16 protein-coding genes and 1 riboswitch are annotated in these 17897 nt (G+C 66.9%); of the genes, 15 read left to right on the top strand and 1 reads right to left on the bottom strand.

Annotated elements, in window-relative coordinates; all coding sequences use genetic code 11:
• Nucleotides 1-307 precede the first annotated feature (307 nt).
• From GWI72_RS00560 to GWI72_RS00540, 5 genes are read left to right on the top strand one after another with little or no spacing between them, the layout of a single operon-like run.
• Entirely contained in the window at nucleotides 308-1327 is a 1020-nt protein-coding gene (locus GWI72_RS00560) for a BMP family protein (RefSeq protein WP_161674903.1), read from the top strand.
• Nucleotides 1324-2865, top strand: coding sequence for an ATP-binding cassette domain-containing protein (locus GWI72_RS00555; RefSeq protein WP_161707469.1), 1542 nt, complete (start codon nucleotides 1324-1326; stop codon nucleotides 2863-2865). Before GWI72_RS00560 ends, GWI72_RS00555 begins: the two co-directional genes overlap by 4 nt.
• Nucleotides 2855-3904, top strand: a complete 1050-nt coding sequence (locus tag GWI72_RS00550) for an ABC transporter permease (protein WP_161707467.1) — start codon at nucleotides 2855-2857, stop codon at nucleotides 3902-3904. Before GWI72_RS00555 ends, GWI72_RS00550 begins: the two co-directional genes overlap by 11 nt.
• Nucleotides 3901-4848: an ABC transporter permease gene (locus GWI72_RS00545; RefSeq protein ID WP_161707465.1), complete on the top strand. Its 948-nt coding sequence runs from the start codon at nucleotides 3901-3903 to the stop codon at nucleotides 4846-4848. The genes GWI72_RS00550 and GWI72_RS00545 overlap by 4 nt, the downstream gene beginning before the upstream one ends.
• Nucleotide 4849: 1 nt before the next feature.
• A complete protein-coding gene (locus tag GWI72_RS00540; RefSeq protein ID WP_161707463.1) occupies nucleotides 4850-6136 on the top strand; it encodes an amidohydrolase family protein in 1287 nt (428 codons plus the stop codon).
• On the opposite strand, the gene murJ is transcribed toward GWI72_RS00540, so the two are convergent.
• Entirely contained in the window at nucleotides 6133-7671 is a 1539-nt protein-coding gene (gene murJ / locus GWI72_RS00535; RefSeq protein ID WP_161707460.1) for a murein biosynthesis integral membrane protein MurJ, read from the bottom strand. The genes GWI72_RS00540 and murJ overlap by 4 nt on opposite strands.
• A 174-nt stretch (nucleotides 7672-7845) precedes the next feature.
• Nucleotides 7846-8061, top strand: a riboswitch (cobalamin riboswitch).
• A 156-nt stretch (nucleotides 8062-8217) separates the two neighbouring features.
• On the opposite strand from murJ, the gene GWI72_RS00530 reads away from it, so the two are divergent.
• The 10 genes from GWI72_RS00530 (at nucleotide 8218) to GWI72_RS00485 (ending at nucleotide 17560) form a co-directional block, all read left to right on the top strand.
• Nucleotides 8218-10176, top strand: a complete 1959-nt coding sequence (locus tag GWI72_RS00530) for a TonB-dependent receptor plug domain-containing protein (RefSeq protein ID WP_161707459.1) — start codon at nucleotides 8218-8220, stop codon at nucleotides 10174-10176.
• Nucleotides 10177-10187: 11 nt separating this feature from the next.
• The gene (locus GWI72_RS00525) at nucleotides 10188-10820 is read left to right on the top strand and encodes a DUF7676 family protein (protein WP_244314181.1); all 633 of its coding nucleotides are present in this window, start codon (nucleotides 10188-10190) and stop codon (nucleotides 10818-10820) included.
• Nucleotides 10817-11725 carry an ABC transporter substrate-binding protein gene (locus tag GWI72_RS00520; protein ID WP_161707457.1) on the top strand — a complete coding sequence of 303 codons (909 nt, stop codon included), beginning with the start codon at nucleotides 10817-10819 and terminating at the stop codon, nucleotides 11723-11725. The genes GWI72_RS00525 and GWI72_RS00520 overlap by 4 nt, the downstream gene beginning before the upstream one ends.
• A complete protein-coding gene (locus GWI72_RS00515) occupies nucleotides 11722-12729 on the top strand; it encodes a FecCD family ABC transporter permease (RefSeq protein WP_161707455.1) in 1008 nt (335 codons plus the stop codon). The genes GWI72_RS00520 and GWI72_RS00515 overlap by 4 nt, the downstream gene beginning before the upstream one ends.
• Nucleotides 12726-13526 carry an ABC transporter ATP-binding protein gene (locus tag GWI72_RS00510; RefSeq protein ID WP_161707453.1) on the top strand — a complete coding sequence of 267 codons (801 nt, stop codon included), beginning with the start codon at nucleotides 12726-12728 and terminating at the stop codon, nucleotides 13524-13526. The genes GWI72_RS00515 and GWI72_RS00510 overlap by 4 nt, the downstream gene beginning before the upstream one ends.
• A gap of 129 nt (nucleotides 13527-13655) precedes the next feature.
• Nucleotides 13656-14585 (top strand): transketolase, encoded by a 930-nt coding sequence (locus GWI72_RS00505; RefSeq protein WP_161707451.1) that lies wholly within the window; start codon nucleotides 13656-13658, stop codon nucleotides 14583-14585.
• Nucleotide 14586: 1 nt separating this feature from the next.
• Nucleotides 14587-15588, top strand: coding sequence for a transketolase family protein (locus GWI72_RS00500; protein ID WP_161707449.1), 1002 nt, complete (start codon nucleotides 14587-14589; stop codon nucleotides 15586-15588).
• Nucleotides 15588-16715 carry a RuBisCO large subunit C-terminal-like domain-containing protein gene (locus tag GWI72_RS00495; RefSeq protein WP_161707447.1) on the top strand — a complete coding sequence of 376 codons (1128 nt, stop codon included), beginning with the start codon at nucleotides 15588-15590 and terminating at the stop codon, nucleotides 16713-16715. The genes GWI72_RS00500 and GWI72_RS00495 overlap by 1 nt, the downstream gene beginning before the upstream one ends.
• Nucleotides 16716-16757: 42 nt before the next feature.
• Nucleotides 16758-17078 (top strand): DUF4258 domain-containing protein, encoded by a 321-nt coding sequence (locus tag GWI72_RS20265; protein WP_161707445.1) that lies wholly within the window; start codon nucleotides 16758-16760, stop codon nucleotides 17076-17078.
• A gap of 29 nt (nucleotides 17079-17107) precedes the next feature.
• Nucleotides 17108-17560: a helix-turn-helix domain-containing protein gene (locus tag GWI72_RS00485; protein WP_161674878.1), complete on the top strand. Its 453-nt coding sequence runs from the start codon at nucleotides 17108-17110 to the stop codon at nucleotides 17558-17560.
• The last annotated feature ends 337 nt before the right edge of the window (nucleotides 17561-17897 follow it).

Here is a 17897-nt window from a genome sequence, read left to right as displayed (position 1 = left end):
GCGTGATTTTGCGCAGCCGCTGCAAAACCTGTCAAAAACCGAATTGGGGTATGGGCTTAGCCGGGCTTTCATGAGACAGAGGCGCGGCGGTGGTTCCGCCGCAAGAACCCGCCCGACGCCCGATGGCCCCTCCCCGCCCCCACGCCCGGTCCGCATCACGGTCGCCTCGCCGCGCTCCGCGACGGATGCGCGAGGAACGACGGATGATGCCAAAAGCGGCATGCCCGGATAATGGCCTTGCCCGCATTTGCGGGAAAGTTCTACCATCTGGTCAAAAAGCTTGGGAGCCAACAGTAAGGGGACAGAGATGACGCAGAAATCCAGTCTTGATGTCAGCCGCCGCAGCCTGCTTCTGGGCGCCGGCGCAACCTTGGCCGGCAGCGCGCTGCTGCCGCGCATGGCCTTCGGCCAGAGCCCGATCAAGGCCGCCGGCATCTACACCGTGCCGGTGGAACAGCAGTGGGTCAGCCGCATCCACATCGCGGCGGAAGCTGCCAAGGCCGCCGGGCAGATCGACTACACCTTCACCGAAAACACCGCCAACACCGACTATCCGCGCGTCATGCGGGAATACGCCGAAAGCGGCGTGAAGCTGATCGTCGGCGAGATTTTCGGCGTCGAGCAGGAAGCCCGCGAAGTGGCGGCCGAATATCCGGAAGTCGCCTTCCTGATGGGCTCGTCCTTCATGCCGGACGCTGCCCTGCCGAACCTCGCGGTCTTCGACAACTACATCCAGGACGCGTCGTATCTCTCCGGCATCATCGCTGGCGCCATGACCAAGTCCGGCAAGATCGGCATGGTCGGCGGCTTCCCGATCCCGGAAGTGAACCGCCTGATGCATGCCTTCATGGCCGGCGTGAAGGAAACCCGCAAGGACGCGACCTTCCAGGTCAGCTTCATCGGCTCCTGGTTCGATCCCCCGAAGGCCAAGGAAACCGCCTTCGCCATGATCGATGGCGGCGCGGACATGCTCTATGCCGAGCGCTTCGGCGTGTCGGATGCGGCCAAGGAACGCGGCGTGCTGGCCATCGGCAACGTCATCGACACGCAGAAGGACTATCCGGACACGGTGGTGGCCTCGGCCCTGTGGCACTTCGAGCCGACGCTGCAGAAGGCGATCGCCAACATCAACGCCGGCAGCTTCAAGGCCGACAATTACGGCGTCTATTCCTTCATGAAGGAAGGCGGCTGCTCGCTGGCGCCGCTCGGCACCTTCGAGGGCAAGGTTCCGGCCGCAGCCATGGACCTCGTCAGGACGCGGGAGGCGGCGATCAAGGCCGGCACCTTCACCGTCGAGATCAACGACACCGAGCCGAAGTCCTCGTGAGCGGCACGACCCAGGAGGCGCGGGACATCGTCCTGCGCCTCGACGGCATCACCAAACGCTTTGGCCCGCTCGTCGCCAATGACGCCATCAGCCTGACGCTTGCCCGCGGCGAGATCATCGCGCTGCTCGGCGAGAACGGCGCGGGCAAGACGACGCTGATGAACATCCTCTTCGGCCATTACACGGCCGATGCGGGACAGGTGGAGGTGTTCGGCAAGCTGCTGCCACCCGGCCAGCCGCGTGCGGCGCTTGCGGCTGGCGTCGGCATGGTGCACCAGCACTTCACCCTCGCCGACCACCTCACCGTGACCGAGAACATCCTGCTCGGCACGCAGCCCTTGTGGCAGCTGGGCCTTGGGCTCGGCGCGGCCCGGGACAAGATTGCGAAGCTTTCCGCCGATTTCGGCCTTGCCGTCCATCCGGATGCCAAGGTGTCCGTGCTGTCGGTCGGCGAGCGGCAGCGGGTGGAGATCCTCAAGGCGCTCTACCGCGACGCGCGCATCCTGATCCTCGACGAGCCGACCGCCGTGCTGACGCCGCAGGAGACGGACGCGCTGTTCGAGACCCTGAAGAAGGCCGTGGCGCGCGGGCTCTCCATCGTCTTCATCAGCCACAAGCTGCATGAGGTGATGGCGGTGGCCGACCGCTGCCTGGTGCTCCGGCATGGCAAGCTGGTCGCCGAACGCGACACGCACCAGACCTCGGGCGCCGAACTGGCGGCCCTGATGGTCGGCGGCACCGTGCCGGAACTGAGCCCCTCGACGGCCAGGCCCGGCGCGCCGCTGCTGCTGCTGAGCCGGGTCACGACCCCGGATGCGGAAGCCGCGCCCGGCCTGAAGGACGTGACGCTGACCCTCCGCGCAGGCGAGATCACGGGACTGGCCGGGGTCTCCGGCAACGGCCAGGCCGCCCTGTCGGACCTCATCGGCGGGCTGATCCGGCCCCAGAGCGGCACGCTGGAGCTGGCGGGCGCGACCGTGGCCGCGTGGTCGGCGCATGACGCCATCCTCGCCGGCATCGCCCGCATTCCGGAGGACCGGCACAAGACCGGCACCATCGCCGATTTCAGCCTGACAGAGAACGCCATCCTCGAGCGCTACCGCGAGGCGCCGTTCAGCCGCAAGGGCTGGATGAACTGGGGCGCGGCCGAGGGCTTTGCCCGCGACATCATCCAGACCTATGACGTGCGCTGCCCCGGCCCGGACGCGCGCATCCGGCTCCTGTCAGGCGGCAACATGCAGAAGCTGATCCTCGGCCGGGTGCTGGAGCCGGGGCCGAAGGTCATTCTCGCCAACCAGCCGGTGCGCGGCCTCGACATCGGCGCGATCACCTTCATCCATTCCCGCCTGATCGCCGCCCGCGACGCCGGTGCGGCCGTCCTGCTCATCTCGGAGGATCTCGACGAGGTGCTGAAACTCTCCGACGTGGTGCATGTCATCTACGAAGGCCGCCTGTCGCCCGGCTTTGCCCGCGGCAGCATGGGGCCGGCCGATCTCGGCCTGTGGATGGCCGGACAAGGATTTGACCATGCGGCTTGAGCCGATTGCCAACCCGGGCCTTGCCCGCCGCATCGGCCTGCCCGTGCTGGCGCTGGCGATGACCGTGGTCTGCGGCTCCCTGCTGGCGCTGACGGCCGGGGCCGATCCCTTCGACACGCTGCGGCTGATCGTGGTCGGTGCGGTCGGCAGCAAGTTTGCCCTGCTTGAAACCCTGAACCGGGCAACGCCGCTGATCTTCACCGGTCTTGCAGTCGCCGTCGCCTTCCGCGCCAGGCTCTGGAACATCGGCGCGGAAGCCCAGCTCTATGCCGGGGCCATCATCACCGTGCTGATCGGCACCGGGGCCACCGGTCTGCCGCCGTTGCCGCTGCTGGTGGTCACCGGACTGGCCGCCATGTTTGCCGGCGCGGCGATCCTGATGCCGCCGGTGCTCCTGAAGACCCGGCTCGGCGTCGACGAGGTGGTGACGACACTGCTCCTCAACTTCATCATGATGCTGTTCGTCTCCTACCTGCTGGAAGGGCCGCTGAAGGATCCGGCCGGGATGGGCTGGCCGAAGTCGCCGGCGCTGGCGAAGGAGGCGAGGCTGCCGCGCATCGTCGACGGGCTCCGGCTGCACTGGGGCTTTGCCCTGGCGATCCTGTCGGCCATTGCCGTCTGGGTGATCCAGACGCGCACGACGCTCGGCTACGAGATCCGCGCCGTTGGCCTCAACGCGAAGGCTGCGAAATTCGCCGGCATTCCGGTGAACGGCGTGCTCGTCAAGACCGCGCTCCTCTCCGGCGGGCTGGCGGCACTGGCCGGCTACAGCGAAGTGGCGGGGCTCAAGGGCCACCTCAGCCTCGATCTGTCGCCGGGCTTCGGCTACACCGGCATCATCGTCGCCATGCTGGCGCTGCTGAACCCGCTCGGCGTCATCCCCTCGGCCATCTTCGTCGCCGGCATCTTCGTCGGGGCCAACAGCATGAGCCGGGCGGCGAACGTGCCGACCTACATCGCCGACATGCTGCTCGCCATCGCCCTCCTGTTCATGGTGCTGGCGATCCTCCTCACACGTTACCGGGTGAAACGCGGATGAGCGAGATCTTCGACATCCTCCTCACGGCCTCGTTCTGGGCCGCCACGATCCGCATCGCCTCGCCGCTGATCTTTGCCACGCTCGGCGAGCTGATCTGCGAGCGCGCCGGCGTGCTCAATCTCGGCATCGAGGGCATCATGGTCATCGGCGCCTTCACCGGCTGGGTGGCGGTCTACATGGGCGCGCCGCTGTGGTGGGGCGTGATGGCGGCGATGCTGGCGGGCATGGCCTTCGGCCTGCTGCATGCGACGCTGACCGTCCCCTTCGGCCTGTCGCAGCATGTGGTGGGGCTTGGCGTGACGCTGCTGGCCACCTCGACCAGCTATTTCACCTACCGCCTGATGCTGCCGCAGGTGACCAGCCCGCCGAAGATCGAGCCGTTCCAGCCGCTGCCGATCCCGGGCCTGTCCGACATTCCGCTCCTGGGCGAGGCTCTGTTCAGCCAGACGGCGCTGACCTATGCCGCCTTCGTCCTGGCGCTGGTGGTGGCGCTGGTGCTCTACCGCACGCCGCTTGGCCTCGCGCTGCGCGCGGTCGGCGAGAACCCGGCCGCCGCCGCCGCGCAGGGCCTGTCCGTGACCGGCCTGCGCATGGGCGCGGTCATCGTCGGCTCCGGCCTCATGGCGGTGGGCGGATCGTTCCTGACCCTCTCCGCCTTCTCGTCCTTCTTCTTCGAGATGGTCAACGGGCGTGGCTGGATCTGCATCGCGCTCGTGGTCTTCGGCGCCTGGCGTCCGGGCAAGGCGGTGCTGGGGGCGATCCTGTTTGCCGCCTTCGACGCGCTGCAGGTGCGCCTGCAGCAGACCGGCATCGGCGCCATCGTGCCGTATCAGGTGTTCCTGATGCTGCCTTTCATCCTCTCCATCCTTGCCCTCGTCATCATGTCGCGCCGCGCCGAAGTGCCGGCCGCGCTGATGCAGCCCTTCAACAAGGGAGAACGCTGACATGTTCGATCTCGTCATCTCCGGCGGCACGCTGCCCGACGGCACCGTCGCCGACATCGGCATCCGCGGCGACCGCATCGCCGAGGTCGGCCGGATCGAGGCAGCCGCGCAGGCCAGCGCCGGACGGGTCATCGACGCCAGCGGCGACCTCGTGTCGCCCCCCTTTGTCGACCCGCATTTCCACATGGACGCGACGCTGTCCTACGGCCTGCCGCGCGTGAATGCCTCCGGCACGCTGCTGGAGGGCATTTCGCTCTGGGGGGAATTGCGCGAGATCGCCAGCGTCGAGGACATGGTGGCCCGGGCGCTGACCTATTGCGACTGGGCCGTGTCGATGGGCCTGCTCGCCATCCGCACCCATGTCGACACCACGCCGGACCATCTGCGCGGCGTCGAGGCGATGCTGGAGGTGAAGCGCAAGGTCGCGCCCTATCTCGACCTGCAGCTGGTCGCTTTCCCGCAGGACGGGCTCTACCGCACCAAGACGGGACGGGAGAATGTCCTTCGCGCGCTCGACATGGGCGTCGATGTGGTCGGCGGCATCCCGCATTTCGAGCGCACGATGGAGGATGGCGCGGCCTCGGTGAAGGATCTCGCCCGCATCGCCGCCGAGCGCGGGCTGATGCTGGACCTCCACTGCGACGAGACCGACGATCCGATGAGCCGCCATGTCGAGACGCTGGCCGCCGAGGTGACCCGGCACGGGCTTGGCGGACGCGCCGCCGGCAGCCACCTCACGTCCATGCATTCCATGGACAATTACTACGTCTCCAAGCTGCTGCCGCTGATCGCCGAAAGCGGCATGACGGCGATCCCGAACCCGTTGATCAACATCACCCTGCAGGGCCGGCACGACACCTTCCCGAAGCGGCGCGGCCTGACGCGGGTGAAGGAGATGCAGGCGCTTGGCATCACGGTCGGCTGGGGCCAGGACTGCGTGCTGGACCCCTGGTACTCGCTCGGCACCGCCGACATGCTGGATGTGGCCTTCATGGGCCTGCATGTGGCGCAGATGACGCACCCTGAGGAAATGGCCCGCTGTTTCCGCATGGTGACGGAAGACAACGCCAGGATCATGAACCTTGAGGGCTACGGCCTGAAGCCCGGCTGCATGGCCTCGCTGGTGGTGCTGGACGCCGGCACGCCGACCGAAGCGCTGCGCCTCAGGCCCGACCGGCTCGCCGTGGTCTCCAAGGGCAAGGTGGTGGCCGAACGCAGCCGCAACGACGCCCGCCTCAGCCTTGCTGGCCGCCCGGCAAGCGTCCGCCGGCGGCACCCGGCCGCCTAACGCCGCGACCGGGCCAGGCGGCGGACGACGAGGAGCCCGCCGCCGAGCACGACCGCATAGGCCCCGAAGGACAGGGCAGCGGCCAGCGCCAGCCAGACGAGCCCGGCAGCAAGCGCCGGCAGGAGCAGCAGCACGTCCTCGACGGGCGCGAGCAGATCCGGCATGCCCCAGAGCACGAGGGCCATGGTGACGGCGGCCGCCGGAACCAGCACCTTGTCGGCCAGCGCGAAGGGGCTGACATAGCCCCGCGTCCGGCACAGCACATAGAGCGTGACCGCGTAGATCCAGACACCGGCGGAGGTGCCCATGGCAAGGCCGGCCGCGCCATGCTCGGCGCTGAGCAGCGCCTTCAGCGCCACGTTGACGACGGTGGCCCCGGCCAGCGCCTTCAAGGGGGTGGTCATGTCGCCGCGCCCGTTGAAGGCCGCGACCAGCGTGCGGATGGCAAGGGCCGCCGGCAGGGCGACCGCATAGGCGGCCAGCACGGCGGCCGAACCGGCCGTCGCTGCCGCGTCGAAGGCGCCGCGCTGGAACAGCACCCGGATCGCGTCTTCGCCAAGGAAGGCCATGGCAAGACCGATGGGCAGGCCGACCATCAGGCAGATGCGAAGCGCGCGATCCATCACGCCGCGTGCCTTGTCCTCGGCACCGACGCCGGCGTCGCGGCCGATTTCCGGCAGGACAGCTGTGCCGAGCGCGATGCCGATCACGCCCAGCGGCAGCTGGTAGAGCCGGTCGGCATAGGCCAGATGCGCCAGTGCACCGGTCGGCAGGAAGCTGGCGAGGATCGTGTCGGCAAAGACGGCGACCTGCACCACGCCGGCCGTCAGCAAAGCGGGTCCGAGCCGTTTAAAGAACAGCGCCACCTCGCCGTCGCGGCGCGGCAGCGGCAGGGAAAAGCCGAGGCCGGCGCGGGCGACGGCCGCGGTGAGCAGGATCACCTGCAGGACCCCGCCGGCCAGCGTGCCCCAGGCGGCCGCATGGGCCGCATCGGGGAACCACTGCACCGAGAAGAAGGCCGCGATCATGGCGAGGTTCAGCAGGATCGGGGCGGCGGCAGCGGCGGCAAACTTGCGCTCGGCATTGAGCACGCCGGACATCAGCGTGACGACGGACATGCACAGGAGATAGGGGAAGGTGATGCGGGTGAGGTCGATGGCAAGCGCCCGCACGCCCTCCTCGCCCGTGCCGAGGCCGGGCGCCAGCAGGAACACCAGCCAGCCGGTGGCAAGGAGCGCCAGCGCCAGCAGGACAAGGTTCACCAGCATCAGCCAGGACAGCATCTGCGAGCGGAAGGCCCGCGCGCGCGCCTCCCCGTCCCGCTCCAGCGTCGCGGCATAGGTGGGCACGAAGGCGGCGTTGAAGGCGCCTTCCGCGACGATGGCGCGGAAATGGTTGGGCAGGCGGAAGGCGATCAGGAAGGCATCGGCGAGCGGCCCGGCACCAAGCACGCTGGCCATGACCAGATCGCGCAGGAAGCCGAACAAGCGGCTGACCAGCGTCCAGCCCCCGATGACACTCAGCCGCCGCAACATGACCCAGTCCCCAATCAACGCATTTGCAATGGCCGTGAGGCTTAGGCCCGGGCCGGGAAAATGACCAGCGGTTTCTTGTGCCGCCCGCCGGAAGACGCGGCGCGTCAGCTGATCCGTCCTGCTTTGGGTGGAAGAGCGGATGTGCAACCTTGACAGGCAGCGCGAGCGACCGGCATGTTGCGACGCGAACGTGGTTCCGTCGAAGGACGGATGAAAAGGGAACACGGTGAGGCGTACCCATCAGGGACCGAGACCGTGGCTGCCCCCGCAACTGTGAACGGAGAGTGTGCGTCTACTCATGCCACTGGGAGGCCCAAGGCCAGATCCCGGGAAGGCGGACGCACACGGCGACCCGTGAGCCAGGAGACCTGCCGCGCTCAGTCACCCGGCCTTCGATACGGGGTGTGTCGAGGCGCGGTTTCCCGTTGAGGTGACACCCAAACCTTGCCGTCCTTTGGGCGGACGCTTACCCGCGTCCGTTTGCCAGGCGGTGCGTCTTCCTATGCTGGCGCGGGCACTGCCCGCCGCCAAACGCGGGTGTTTGTCATGAAGAACCGGTTCACCACCGGCATTGCCTTGCCGTGCCTTCTGGCCGGCGGGCTCATCCCTGCCCTGTCCCTCACCGCCGTCACGTCTGCGGCCGCAGAGCCGGAACAGCTTGAAGCCATCGTCATCAGCGCCGGCCGGACGCCTCTGGAAGCGGAGAAGGTCGGACGCGCCACGACCGTGATCACGGGCGCGAGCCTCGAAAAATCGCAGGTCCGCTATGTTGCCGATGCGCTGCGGCAGGTGCCGGGCGTTGCCGTCTCGCGGACGGGGTCTTTCGGCGGCCTCACGCAGATCCGTTTGCGTGGTTCGGAATCCAACCATGTGCTGGTCCTGATCGACGGCGTCGAGGTGGCCTCGTCGTCGTCGGGGGAATATGACTTCGGTGGCCTTCAGGTCTCTGACATCGACCGGATCGAAGTGCTGCGTGGACCGCAGGGCGCCCTTTATGGCTCGAACGCCACATCCGGCGTGATTCACATCGTGACCAAGGGCGGCATCCGGAACGGTCAACGGATCACGGCCCGCAGCGAGGTCGGGACCGACAAGACGGTCTTGACCGACCTGCTGGTCCAGGGCGGCAATGACCGCATCGACGGGGCCTTCTCGGCGACGCTGCGGCGAACCGACGGCTTCAACATCTCCGACTATGGCAAGGAGAAGGACGGCGACCGCAACGTCACCTTGAACGGCAAGGTGCGGGCCGACCTGACCGAAACGCTGGTGCTTGACGCCAACCTGCGCTTCGTCACCCGCAAGTCAGACACCGACGACCAGGACTTTGCCTTTCCCGACCGTCCGACGCAGGGCCAGGTGATCGATACCTTTAGCCACAACAAGACACGCGAGGTCTATGGTGGCGCGGGGCTGACATGGTCCCTGTTCGAGGATCTGTTCGTGCAGCGGGCGCGGGTCGAGTACACCGATCTTCATCGCCGCGGCTTCAACTCGAACAACCGCAACGGCAACGACGACAACCGCCTGCACCTCAGCTACCAGGGCACGCTTGCCTTCCAGACCGAGAGCTTCCTGCAGGCTGCCCACAGCCTCACCGGCGCCGTCGAGTGGGAGCGCGAGACCTACCGGAATGCCTATCCGGGCAGCCCCGATCAGGGCCGGCGGCAACAGCGCGACCTGTCGGGCTATGTCGGCGAGTACCGGCTGGAGCTTCTGGAGCGGATCTTCCTGTCCGGTGCGTTGCGCTATGACCGCAACGAACAATTCAAGGACACTCTCACCTACAACGCCTCGGCCGCCTACCTCCATCAGGAGACCGGCACACGGGTGCATGCCTCGATCGGCACGGGTGTGACCAACCCGACATTCTTCGAGCAGTTCGGCTTCCAGCCCTCGCGCTTTGTCGGCAATCCGAACCTGACACCGGAAGAGAACTTCGGCTGGGACATTGGCGTGGAGCAGAAGCTTCTCGACGGGCGGCTGACCGTCGACGTGACTTACTTCCGCGAACGTCTTGAGGATGAGATCCAGACGCGCTTCCTGCCAGGCTTCGCCTCGAGCCCGTTCAACCTGCAGGGCACCAGCAAGCGCCAGGGCGTCGAAGTGTCAGCCACCGCTCAGATCCTCGACGGCCTGACCGCCCGCGCGTCCTACACCTATCTCGATGCCCGTGAGCCGAACGGCCAGAAGGAAGTCCGCAGGCCGATGCACAGCGGGGCAGCGGGACTGCAGTACACATTCCTCGACGGCCGCGCCTCTGCCTTCGTCGACGCTGTCTACAACGGACAACAGATGGACAGCGAGTGGGTGAACGCCACACCCCGCAGCCGCGTGAAACTTGACGACTATCTGCTCGTCAATCTCGGCGCCGACTACAAGCTCAATGACAACTTCACGCTCTACGGCCGGGTCGAGAATGCCTTCGACCAGACCTACGAGGAGGTCTACGGCTACAACACCCAGGGCGCGACCGCTTTCGTCGGCATCAAGGGCACCTTCTGAGGAGATCGCGCATGACCATGACTGCAGACTCAAGCCCGCAGGCAGCCGTCCTTTTGCTCCCTGTTGCCGGCCCTGCACCGACAGACGTTCGCAGGGACGCGGAAGGCAAGATCAGCCGCGAGATCTGGGACATTCCGGCAACGCAGGAGGTTCTCGAACCCCTGCTGCGCGAGATTTTCGAGGAACACTGGCAGGGCATCCGGTTTGGCCCGATCATCGAAGGGGCGGCCTATGAATGGAAGTGCCCCGGCGCTCCGGTGAAGATCAGCCTGTTCGACGCCTACCTGACGGTGATGTTCGCCAATGGCGGGCATTTTCACCTGTGCATCGGCGAAAACATGGGCTCGCCGAAGTTTCCGACGCCAGAGGAGAAGCGGCGGCACCGCAAGCCTTCACGAGCGTCGTTCTTCCGCAGCTTCGGACGCGATGGCAAGCCGGTGAGCTGGGGCTTCGAGATGGTCAATGGCGCAGGTGAACCGATGATCTCGGTGTTCCTGCCCAATCCCTTCATCGAGGACAACGACAGCCTGTCGGAAACCCCGGACTTCTCGCGTCTCGCAACCTGGCGTGCGCTGTCGGCCCGCTGGCTGGGCCGTCCGGAAGAGGCCCTCGACGCAGAAGGCAAGGGGTTCCGCCAGTCATGAACCGTCCGGGCCGCCTGACGGTTGCGGTCCTGGCGCTGCTGATGCCCTTCGCTTCAGCTGCGGCCATGGCCGAAGCCCCTCCTGGCCCGATCCCGCAGGGTCAGGAGGGGCAGCGGGTTGTCTCGATGAACCTGTGTACCGACCAGCTGGCATTGCTGATCGCGCGGCCCGGGCAGCTCGTGTCCGTGTCGCGTCTGGCGGCGCGCGCAGACATGGCAGTGGTCAGCGACCTTGTCACGCCCGAAATGGCAATCAACCACGGGCTGGCGGAGGAGATCATCCGACTTGAGCCGGATCTGGTTCTGGCCGGCATCTACACGACCCGGGCAACCGTGCAGCTCCTGAAGCGGCTGGGGACCCGGGTCGAGGAATTCACGCCCGAGGCAAGTTTCGACGATCTCAAGGCCAACATCCGCCGCATGGCGGACCTGCTTGGCAACAGGGAAAGGGGCGAAGCGCTGGTCGCAGCCTTCGAGGCGGAACTGGCAAAAACGCCGGCGCAGTGGACTTCGGGTGAGGCTCCCGTTGTCGGGTCCTACGCCACCAACACCTACACCGCCGGCGCCGGAACCCTGGAAAACCAGATCGTGCGCGCAGCGGGCCTGCGCCATCTTGGGGAAGACATGGGCATCAGCGGATCACGGCGCGTGCCGCTGGAGCGGCTGCTTCTGGCGGATCCGGACTACGTGATGATCTCGCCGCGCTTCGTGAACAACCCCTCCCGGGCGGCCGAGATCCTGCGCCATCCCGCCCTCGACCTGCGCTTCCCCGACGAACGGCGGATCGCGGCGGACGTGCGCTACTCGATCTGCGGTGCCCCCTTCACCGCCGAGGCGGTCACCCGGCTGCGGCAGGCTGTCGAGCGGACCGAAATGAAGCCGGAGGAAAGCAGCGCCAGACCATGACCAATCATTTTTCACGCCATCCGGTGCAACTGGCCTGGCTGCTGGCGCTTTTGTGTTTCGGCCTGTTCGGCCTTTCGCTGGCTCTCGGAGAAGTCTGGCTCAATCCGCTCGGGCTGCTGATGCCTGCCGGTTCGGATACGCAAACGGTCGACGCCGTCATCCTGCGCGAGATCCGCCTGCCGCGCGCCGTTCTGGCGGCGGCCATCGGCGCGGTCCTGGGGCTTGCCGGAGCGGTGCTGCAGGGTCTGTTACGCAACCCGCTGGCCGAACCGGGGCTCATCGGCGTGTCGGCGACTGCCTCGCTCGGCGCGGTCATCGCCATCTACAGCGGTGCCTCGGCGCTGTTCGGCCTCGCCCTTCCGCTCAGCGCCCTCACCGGGGCACTGGCCGCCGTCGTGCTGCTGCAAGTCCTGGCGGGCCGGTCCGGCGACCGGCTGGTGCTGATCCTCGCCGGTGTCGCCATTTCGTCACTCGCCGGTGCCCTCACATCGCTGGTGCTCAACCTGTCCGACAACCCCTTTGCCGCGATGGAGATCGTGTTCTGGCTGATGGGGTCGCTGACGGACCGCAGTCTGGTGCATGTCGGACTGGCCCTGCCCTTCATTGTCGTTGGCGTGGCGCTGCTTCTGTCCTGCCAGCGCGGGCTGGAGGCGCTGTCCCTTGGCGACGACGTGGCGGCAAGCCTTGGCATCAGTCTCGGCGGCCTGCGACGCCGGGCGATCCTGGGGACAGCCATCGGCGTCGGTGCCGCGACAGCGGTGAGCGGTGCGATCGGCTTCGTCGGCCTGATCGTGCCGCACCTGCTGCGTCCGCTTGTCGATCACCGGCCGGGGGGGTTGCTGTGGGCAAGCGCCCTCGGCGGGGCGGCCTTCCTGCTGGCCGCAGACTGCGTGGCGCGGGTGATCCTGCCGGACAGGGACCTGAAGCTCGGCGTCATTACGGCAACGCTCGGAGCTCCCTTTTTCCTCTGGCTGCTGGTCCGCCTCAGAAAGGATACCGAATGAACAGCCATGCCTTCCCCGGGCTCCTGGTCCAGAACCTGACTTTGAAGCGCGGGGACAAGACAGTCGTCGAGAACGTCAGCTTTACCCTGCCCCGCGCGGAACTGGTCGGTCTCATCGGACCGAATGGTGCGGGCAAGTCGAGCCTTCTCAAGGCTATGGCCGGGCTTGGCCCGCGCGGCAGCGACATCCTGTGGCAAGGGCGGCCATTGGCACAGATGACCTCCGCCGAACGCGGGCGCACACTGGCCTTCCTGCCGCAAGAGCGCAGCGTTGTCTGGCCGCTGCGCTGCCGCGATGTTGTCGCGCTCGGCCGCATGCCGCATCAGGCCGGAGGGCTTGGCTTCATTCGTCCGGCACCGTCTTTTGAGGACCTCAGAAGTGTCGAAGACGCCATGCGCCGGATGGACGTTCAGGCCTTCGCCGACCGGCCCTTTGACCGCCTTTCGGGCGGCGAACAGGCGCGCGTCCTGATTGCACGGCTGCTTGCACAGGACCCGCGCCTGATCCTTGCCGACGAGCCTTGCAACGGTCTCGATCCGGAGCATCAGCTCGCCCTCATGCAGTGCTTCCGTGACCTGGTCGCCGACGGTGTCAGCGTCGTGGTCTCGCTGCATGACCTGACGCTGGCCAGCGCCTGGTGCGACCGTCTCCTGTTGCTCGACACGGGAAAACTCGTTGCTGATGGCAGCCCGGCGGCGGTGCTGACTGCGGACCGGATGGCCGCGACCTACAACATCCGCATCGGACATCTGCAGAGCGATCACCGCCAGCTGGTCGTGCCGATCGCGCGGCTCTGACAGCCAGAGTGTTGAGCCGCAAGCCAAGCCGACGATGTCACTTCATCAAAAGTCAAATGCATTTGACAATTGTGTCATTGACCCGGCATAACCTCGGGGAACCAACTTCCAGAGGGGACGGAGACGGCTGTGAAGAACGTCAAGACGACCGAGGAGATCGCGCTCGGCATCCGCAGGCGGGTGTTCGAGCATTGCATGCGCAACAATGGCGGCTACCTGAGCCAGGCTTGCTCGGCAGCTGAACAGCTCGCCTTTCTCTACAACGAGGCGCTGAAGCTCGGCGATCCGACCCTGCCGATGATCCCGCCCCCGTTCGGCGGCGTCCCTTCGGCCGAGAACACGACCTACGTGACGGGCGCGGGCTACAACGGCCCCTTCGAGCCGCAGTTTGACCGGCTGTTCATCGCCCCGGCGCATTACGCGCTGGTTGCCTATGCCACGCTGATCGAGGTCGGCCGCATGGCCCCCGAAGGCCTCGAGATGTTCAACAAGGACGGCTCCTCGGTCGAGATGATCGGCGCCGAGCACAGCCCCGGCATGGAGGTGCACAACGGCACGCTGGGCATCGGCCTGTCGACCGGCGCGGGCCTTGCCTGGGGCCGCAAGCGCCGCGGTGAAAGCGGCGAGGTCTGCGTCTTCATGTCGGACGGCGAAGTGCAGGAAGGCCAGACCTGGGAAGCCGTGCAGGCCGCCGCCCACCATGGCATCGACAATCTCTGGGCGATCATGGACGTGAACCGGCAGCAGTGCGACGGCGCCATGGACAGCGTCATGACCGTCGGCGACATCGCCACCAAGCTGCGCAACTTCGGCGCGGTCGTGGCCGAGATCGACGCCCATGACCTCGCCGCCATGCGCCAGGCCAGGGCGACCCCGCATGACGGTCAGCCGCTGATTATCCTGGCCAACTCCTCGCCCACCAAGGGCATGGAGTTCCTGATGCGCCGCTTCCCGCGCCTGCACTACGTCCGCTTCAAGTCGGACGCCGAGCGCGCGGAGATGAACATCGCGATTGCCGCCGAACTGGGCATCGAGCCGATCAAGCTGGGGGAACACTGAGATGGAAATGGTCAACCGCCCCTACGCGGCCGCCTTCGAGAGCTACGCGGTCAAGAACCCGGAGGTGCTGTGCCTCTCCGCCGACCTGACCTCGAGCTGCGAGATCGACGGCTTCCGTGACCGGCATCCCGAACAGTTCCTGTCCATGGGCATGGCCGAGCAGAACATGCTGTCCTTCGCCGGCGGCCTTGGCCTCGCCGGCTTCCGGCCGTTCATCCATACGTTCGGCGTGTTTCTCTACCGCCGTCCCTATGACCAGCTGATGGCCTCCATCGCCTATCCGCGCCGCAAGGTGCGCCTGATGGGCTTCCTGCCGGGCATCACCACGCCGGGCGGCATGACGCACCAGGCCATCGAGGACATCTCGGTGATGCGCACCATCCCGAACATGACGGTGCTTGAAACCGGCGATGCCACGGAAGTGGAAGGCATCGTCGAGGCCGCCGACAGCATCGACGGCCCGGTCTATGCCCGCGTGCTGCGCGGCTCGGTGCCGCGCCTGTTCAAGGATCCGATGAAGGTCGGCGAGCTGCGCGTCCTGTCCGAGGGCAGCGACGTGCTGGTGATCACCGCCGGCATCACCACGGAAGAGGCGATGCGCGCCGGTGGGGCGCTGGCCAAGGTCGGCGTCTCCGTCCGCCACCTGCATCTCAACACGCTGAAGCCGTTCGATGCCAGGGCGATCCTCGACCACGCCGCCAGCGTGCGCTACGGCGTGATCACGCTGGAAAACCACCTGATTGCCGGTGGCATCGGCTCGATGACGGCGGAAGCCATGGCAGACGCGGGCATGGGCCGCCGCCTGATCCGGCTGGGTCTCAAGGACACCTATGCCCATGGCGGCTCCAAGCCCTATCTGATGCGCTACTACGGTCTCGACGCCATGGCCCTGGTCAAGGCCATCGAGGACCTGACCGGCCAGCAGACAGGCATCGACGAGGACGCCCTCGACAGCGTGCGCGTCGACGCCGTGCATTCGGCCGTCAAGGCGGAGGCGCTGTGATGCGCTTTGCCGTCACCTACCGCATCTTCGCCGCGACCGAGGCCGAGGCGCGCCAGCGCGCGGCCGAGATCGCCCTGGAACAGACCGTCGAGGTGCCCCGCGATGTGGTGCCCGACGGCTACATTGCCGACGAGATCATCGGTCGCATCGAGGAGGTCGGACGCGAGAGCGAGGCGACGTTCCGGGCCGTCATCAGCTACAGCCCGGACAGCGCCGGTTTCGAGATCGCCCAGTTCTTCAACGTGATCTTCGGCAATTCCTCCATCCAGCGCGGGCTGAAGGTGATCGACATTGCCCTTGGCGCAACGATGCAGGCCCGCCATCCCGGGCCGCGCTTCGGCATCGAGGGCATCCGCCGGCTCGCCGGGCGACCGACGGGCGGCATGATCGCCCCCGTGCTGAAGCCGCAGGGCCTCGGGGCCGACGCGCTGGCCCGCATCGCCTATCTCTGCGCCAAGGGCGGGGCCGACATCGTCAAGGAAGACCACGGCATCATGAACCAGCCGATGGCGCCCTTCCGCGAACGTGTCGAGAAGACCGCTGCCGCCCTGGCGCGGGCAGAACGGGAGACCGGCCGCAGGGCGCTCTATTTCCCCTCGCTTCCCGGCGACCCGCAGGACATGGACGCCAATGTCCGCTTTGCCCGGGACGCCGGCGCCGACGGCATCCTGATCATGCCGGGCCTGCTCGGCTTCGGCATCGTTGCCCGGATTGCCGCCGACGAGCGGCTCGCCATGCCGGTCATGACCCATCCGAGCTTCCTCGGACCTTATGTCCTCTCGCCCGACACCGGCTTCACCCATGCCATGATGTTCGGCACGCTGCAGCGCATCGCCGGCTCGGACATTTCCGTGTTCCCCAATGTCGGCGGCCGTTTCGGCTTCACCGTGGCCGAATGCCAGTCGATCGCCGATGCCTGCCGCTCCACATCCGGCCCCGGCCGGGCGATGCTGCCGAGCCCCGGCGGCGGCATGAGCGTGGAGCGCGCCGGTGACATGGCCCGGATGTACGGCAGCGACGTGGTCTATCTCCTCGGCGGCAGCCTCCTGCGCCTCGGCGACGACATCGGCACCGGCATCACCGCCATGCGCCAGGCGCTGGACGAGGTCGAGCGGGAACAGGGTTGAACCCGGCCGCAGAATGACCTATATTTTTTATAGGTTATTCATGTGAAGGTTACGTTGACAGCCTCCGGCACAACCCTGCCGCGACGCCTGTCGCGGCAGCAGGCCAAGAACGAGACCAGACGGCTTGCCGAGGCAGGGCATGTTTCCTTTACGCGGCATGTTTTAGAGCGGGGCGTCGAGCGAAACATCTCGACATCCCAGATGCTCGCATGCCTGATCAAGGGAGATGTGGTGACTGATCCCTGGCTCTCGGACAAAGGTCATTTCAGGTTTGACATGGCCCGACACCGACGGGGTGAAGAGTTGACCCTGGCCGTCGCGCTCGATGTCGAGCGGGACGTCGTCGTGATCACCGCCTACTGAGTGCGACCCTGGACTGCGGAGCGCAGGCAATGAGCTATCATTACAAGGCCAGCGGGCTCGACAACATCGTTCTGGTGAACGGCTATCGGATCGAGCAAGATCCCGACTACGGCGAGCTGGTGCACATCGAGGACATTCACGGTCTGCATCGCGCGATCGCCCGGCGCCTGATCTCCATGCCCCGCCCGCTGACGGGCGCCGAGTTTCGGTTCCTTCGGACATGTCTCGACATGTCCCAGCCGGCCCTCGCCCTCTCGCTGGGTTCGACCGAGCAGAACATTCGCAACTGGGAAGTGAAGGGGCGGACAGTTCCGGTCGCCAACCAGCCGGCTGACAGGCTCCTGCGCGTCCTGGTCCTCGCCCGTCTGTTCGCTGACGAGAGCGTGGGGGAATTCCTGGACCAGCTTGCCGGAGGAAACACCGGCCCTGACGAGCCGCTGGAGCTACAGCATGCGCGTGACGTCTGGCTATCGGCCGCCTGATCGCACATGGCACAAACCGTCATGCGGGGCCGGGGTGGGTAACCATTCCGGCTTTCGTGTGTCTGTGGGGGCGCTGGCGCCGTCTCGCGACGTCATTCCGGACAAGGGGAGCGAAGCGCACCGCAGATCCGGAATCCAGCGCTTCTGTGCGAGCGGAAGCGAGCCCGGAAGCAGATCAACACCAGCCCCACGCACAAGGTGGTTTTGTCGCGCTGCGCGCGGCTGATGTCTGGATCCCGGATCCAGTCCGGGACAGGCCCCGGCTCGGCGCTTCGCTGACGCTCAGCTGGGCCAGGATGACGGCACAGCGAGCGCAGCAAAAAGCCGGAGCAGTTGC

Origin of the sequence: Pannonibacter sp. XCT-53 (genome assembly GCF_009915765.1) — a bacterium.
GTDB classification, from domain to species: Bacteria; Pseudomonadota; Alphaproteobacteria; order Rhizobiales; family Stappiaceae; genus Pannonibacter; species Pannonibacter tanglangensis.
This window is presented reverse-complemented; position numbering and strand designations above follow the sequence as displayed.

What these genes read in the sequence shown, in the direction of transcription:
- GWI72_RS00560 (WP_161674903.1), top strand. Translation starts at nt 308, where the DNA reads ATGACGCAGAAATCCAGTCTTGATGTCAGCCGCCGCAGCCTGCTTCTG.
- GWI72_RS00550 (WP_161707467.1), top strand. Translation starts at nt 2,855, where the DNA reads ATGCGGCTTGAGCCGATTGCCAACCCGGGCCTTGCCCGCCGCATCGGC.
- GWI72_RS00545 (WP_161707465.1), top strand. Translation starts at nt 3,901, where the DNA reads ATGAGCGAGATCTTCGACATCCTCCTCACGGCCTCGTTCTGGGCCGCC.
- GWI72_RS00540 (WP_161707463.1), top strand. Translation starts at nt 4,850, where the DNA reads ATGTTCGATCTCGTCATCTCCGGCGGCACGCTGCCCGACGGCACCGTC.
- murJ (WP_161707460.1), bottom strand. Translation starts at nt 7,671, where the DNA reads ATGTTGCGGCGGCTGAGTGTCATCGGGGGCTGGACGCTGGTCAGCCGC.
- GWI72_RS00530 (WP_161707459.1), top strand. Translation starts at nt 8,218, where the DNA reads ATGAAGAACCGGTTCACCACCGGCATTGCCTTGCCGTGCCTTCTGGCC.
- GWI72_RS00525 (WP_244314181.1), top strand. Translation starts at nt 10,188, where the DNA reads ATGACCATGACTGCAGACTCAAGCCCGCAGGCAGCCGTCCTTTTGCTC.
- GWI72_RS00520 (WP_161707457.1), top strand. Translation starts at nt 10,817, where the DNA reads ATGAACCGTCCGGGCCGCCTGACGGTTGCGGTCCTGGCGCTGCTGATG.
- GWI72_RS00515 (WP_161707455.1), top strand. Translation starts at nt 11,722, where the DNA reads ATGACCAATCATTTTTCACGCCATCCGGTGCAACTGGCCTGGCTGCTG.
- GWI72_RS00510 (WP_161707453.1), top strand. Translation starts at nt 12,726, where the DNA reads ATGAACAGCCATGCCTTCCCCGGGCTCCTGGTCCAGAACCTGACTTTG.
- GWI72_RS00500 (WP_161707449.1), top strand. Translation starts at nt 14,587, where the DNA reads ATGGAAATGGTCAACCGCCCCTACGCGGCCGCCTTCGAGAGCTACGCG.
- GWI72_RS00495 (WP_161707447.1), top strand. Translation starts at nt 15,588, where the DNA reads ATGCGCTTTGCCGTCACCTACCGCATCTTCGCCGCGACCGAGGCCGAG.
- GWI72_RS00485 (WP_161674878.1), top strand. Translation starts at nt 17,108, where the DNA reads ATGAGCTATCATTACAAGGCCAGCGGGCTCGACAACATCGTTCTGGTG.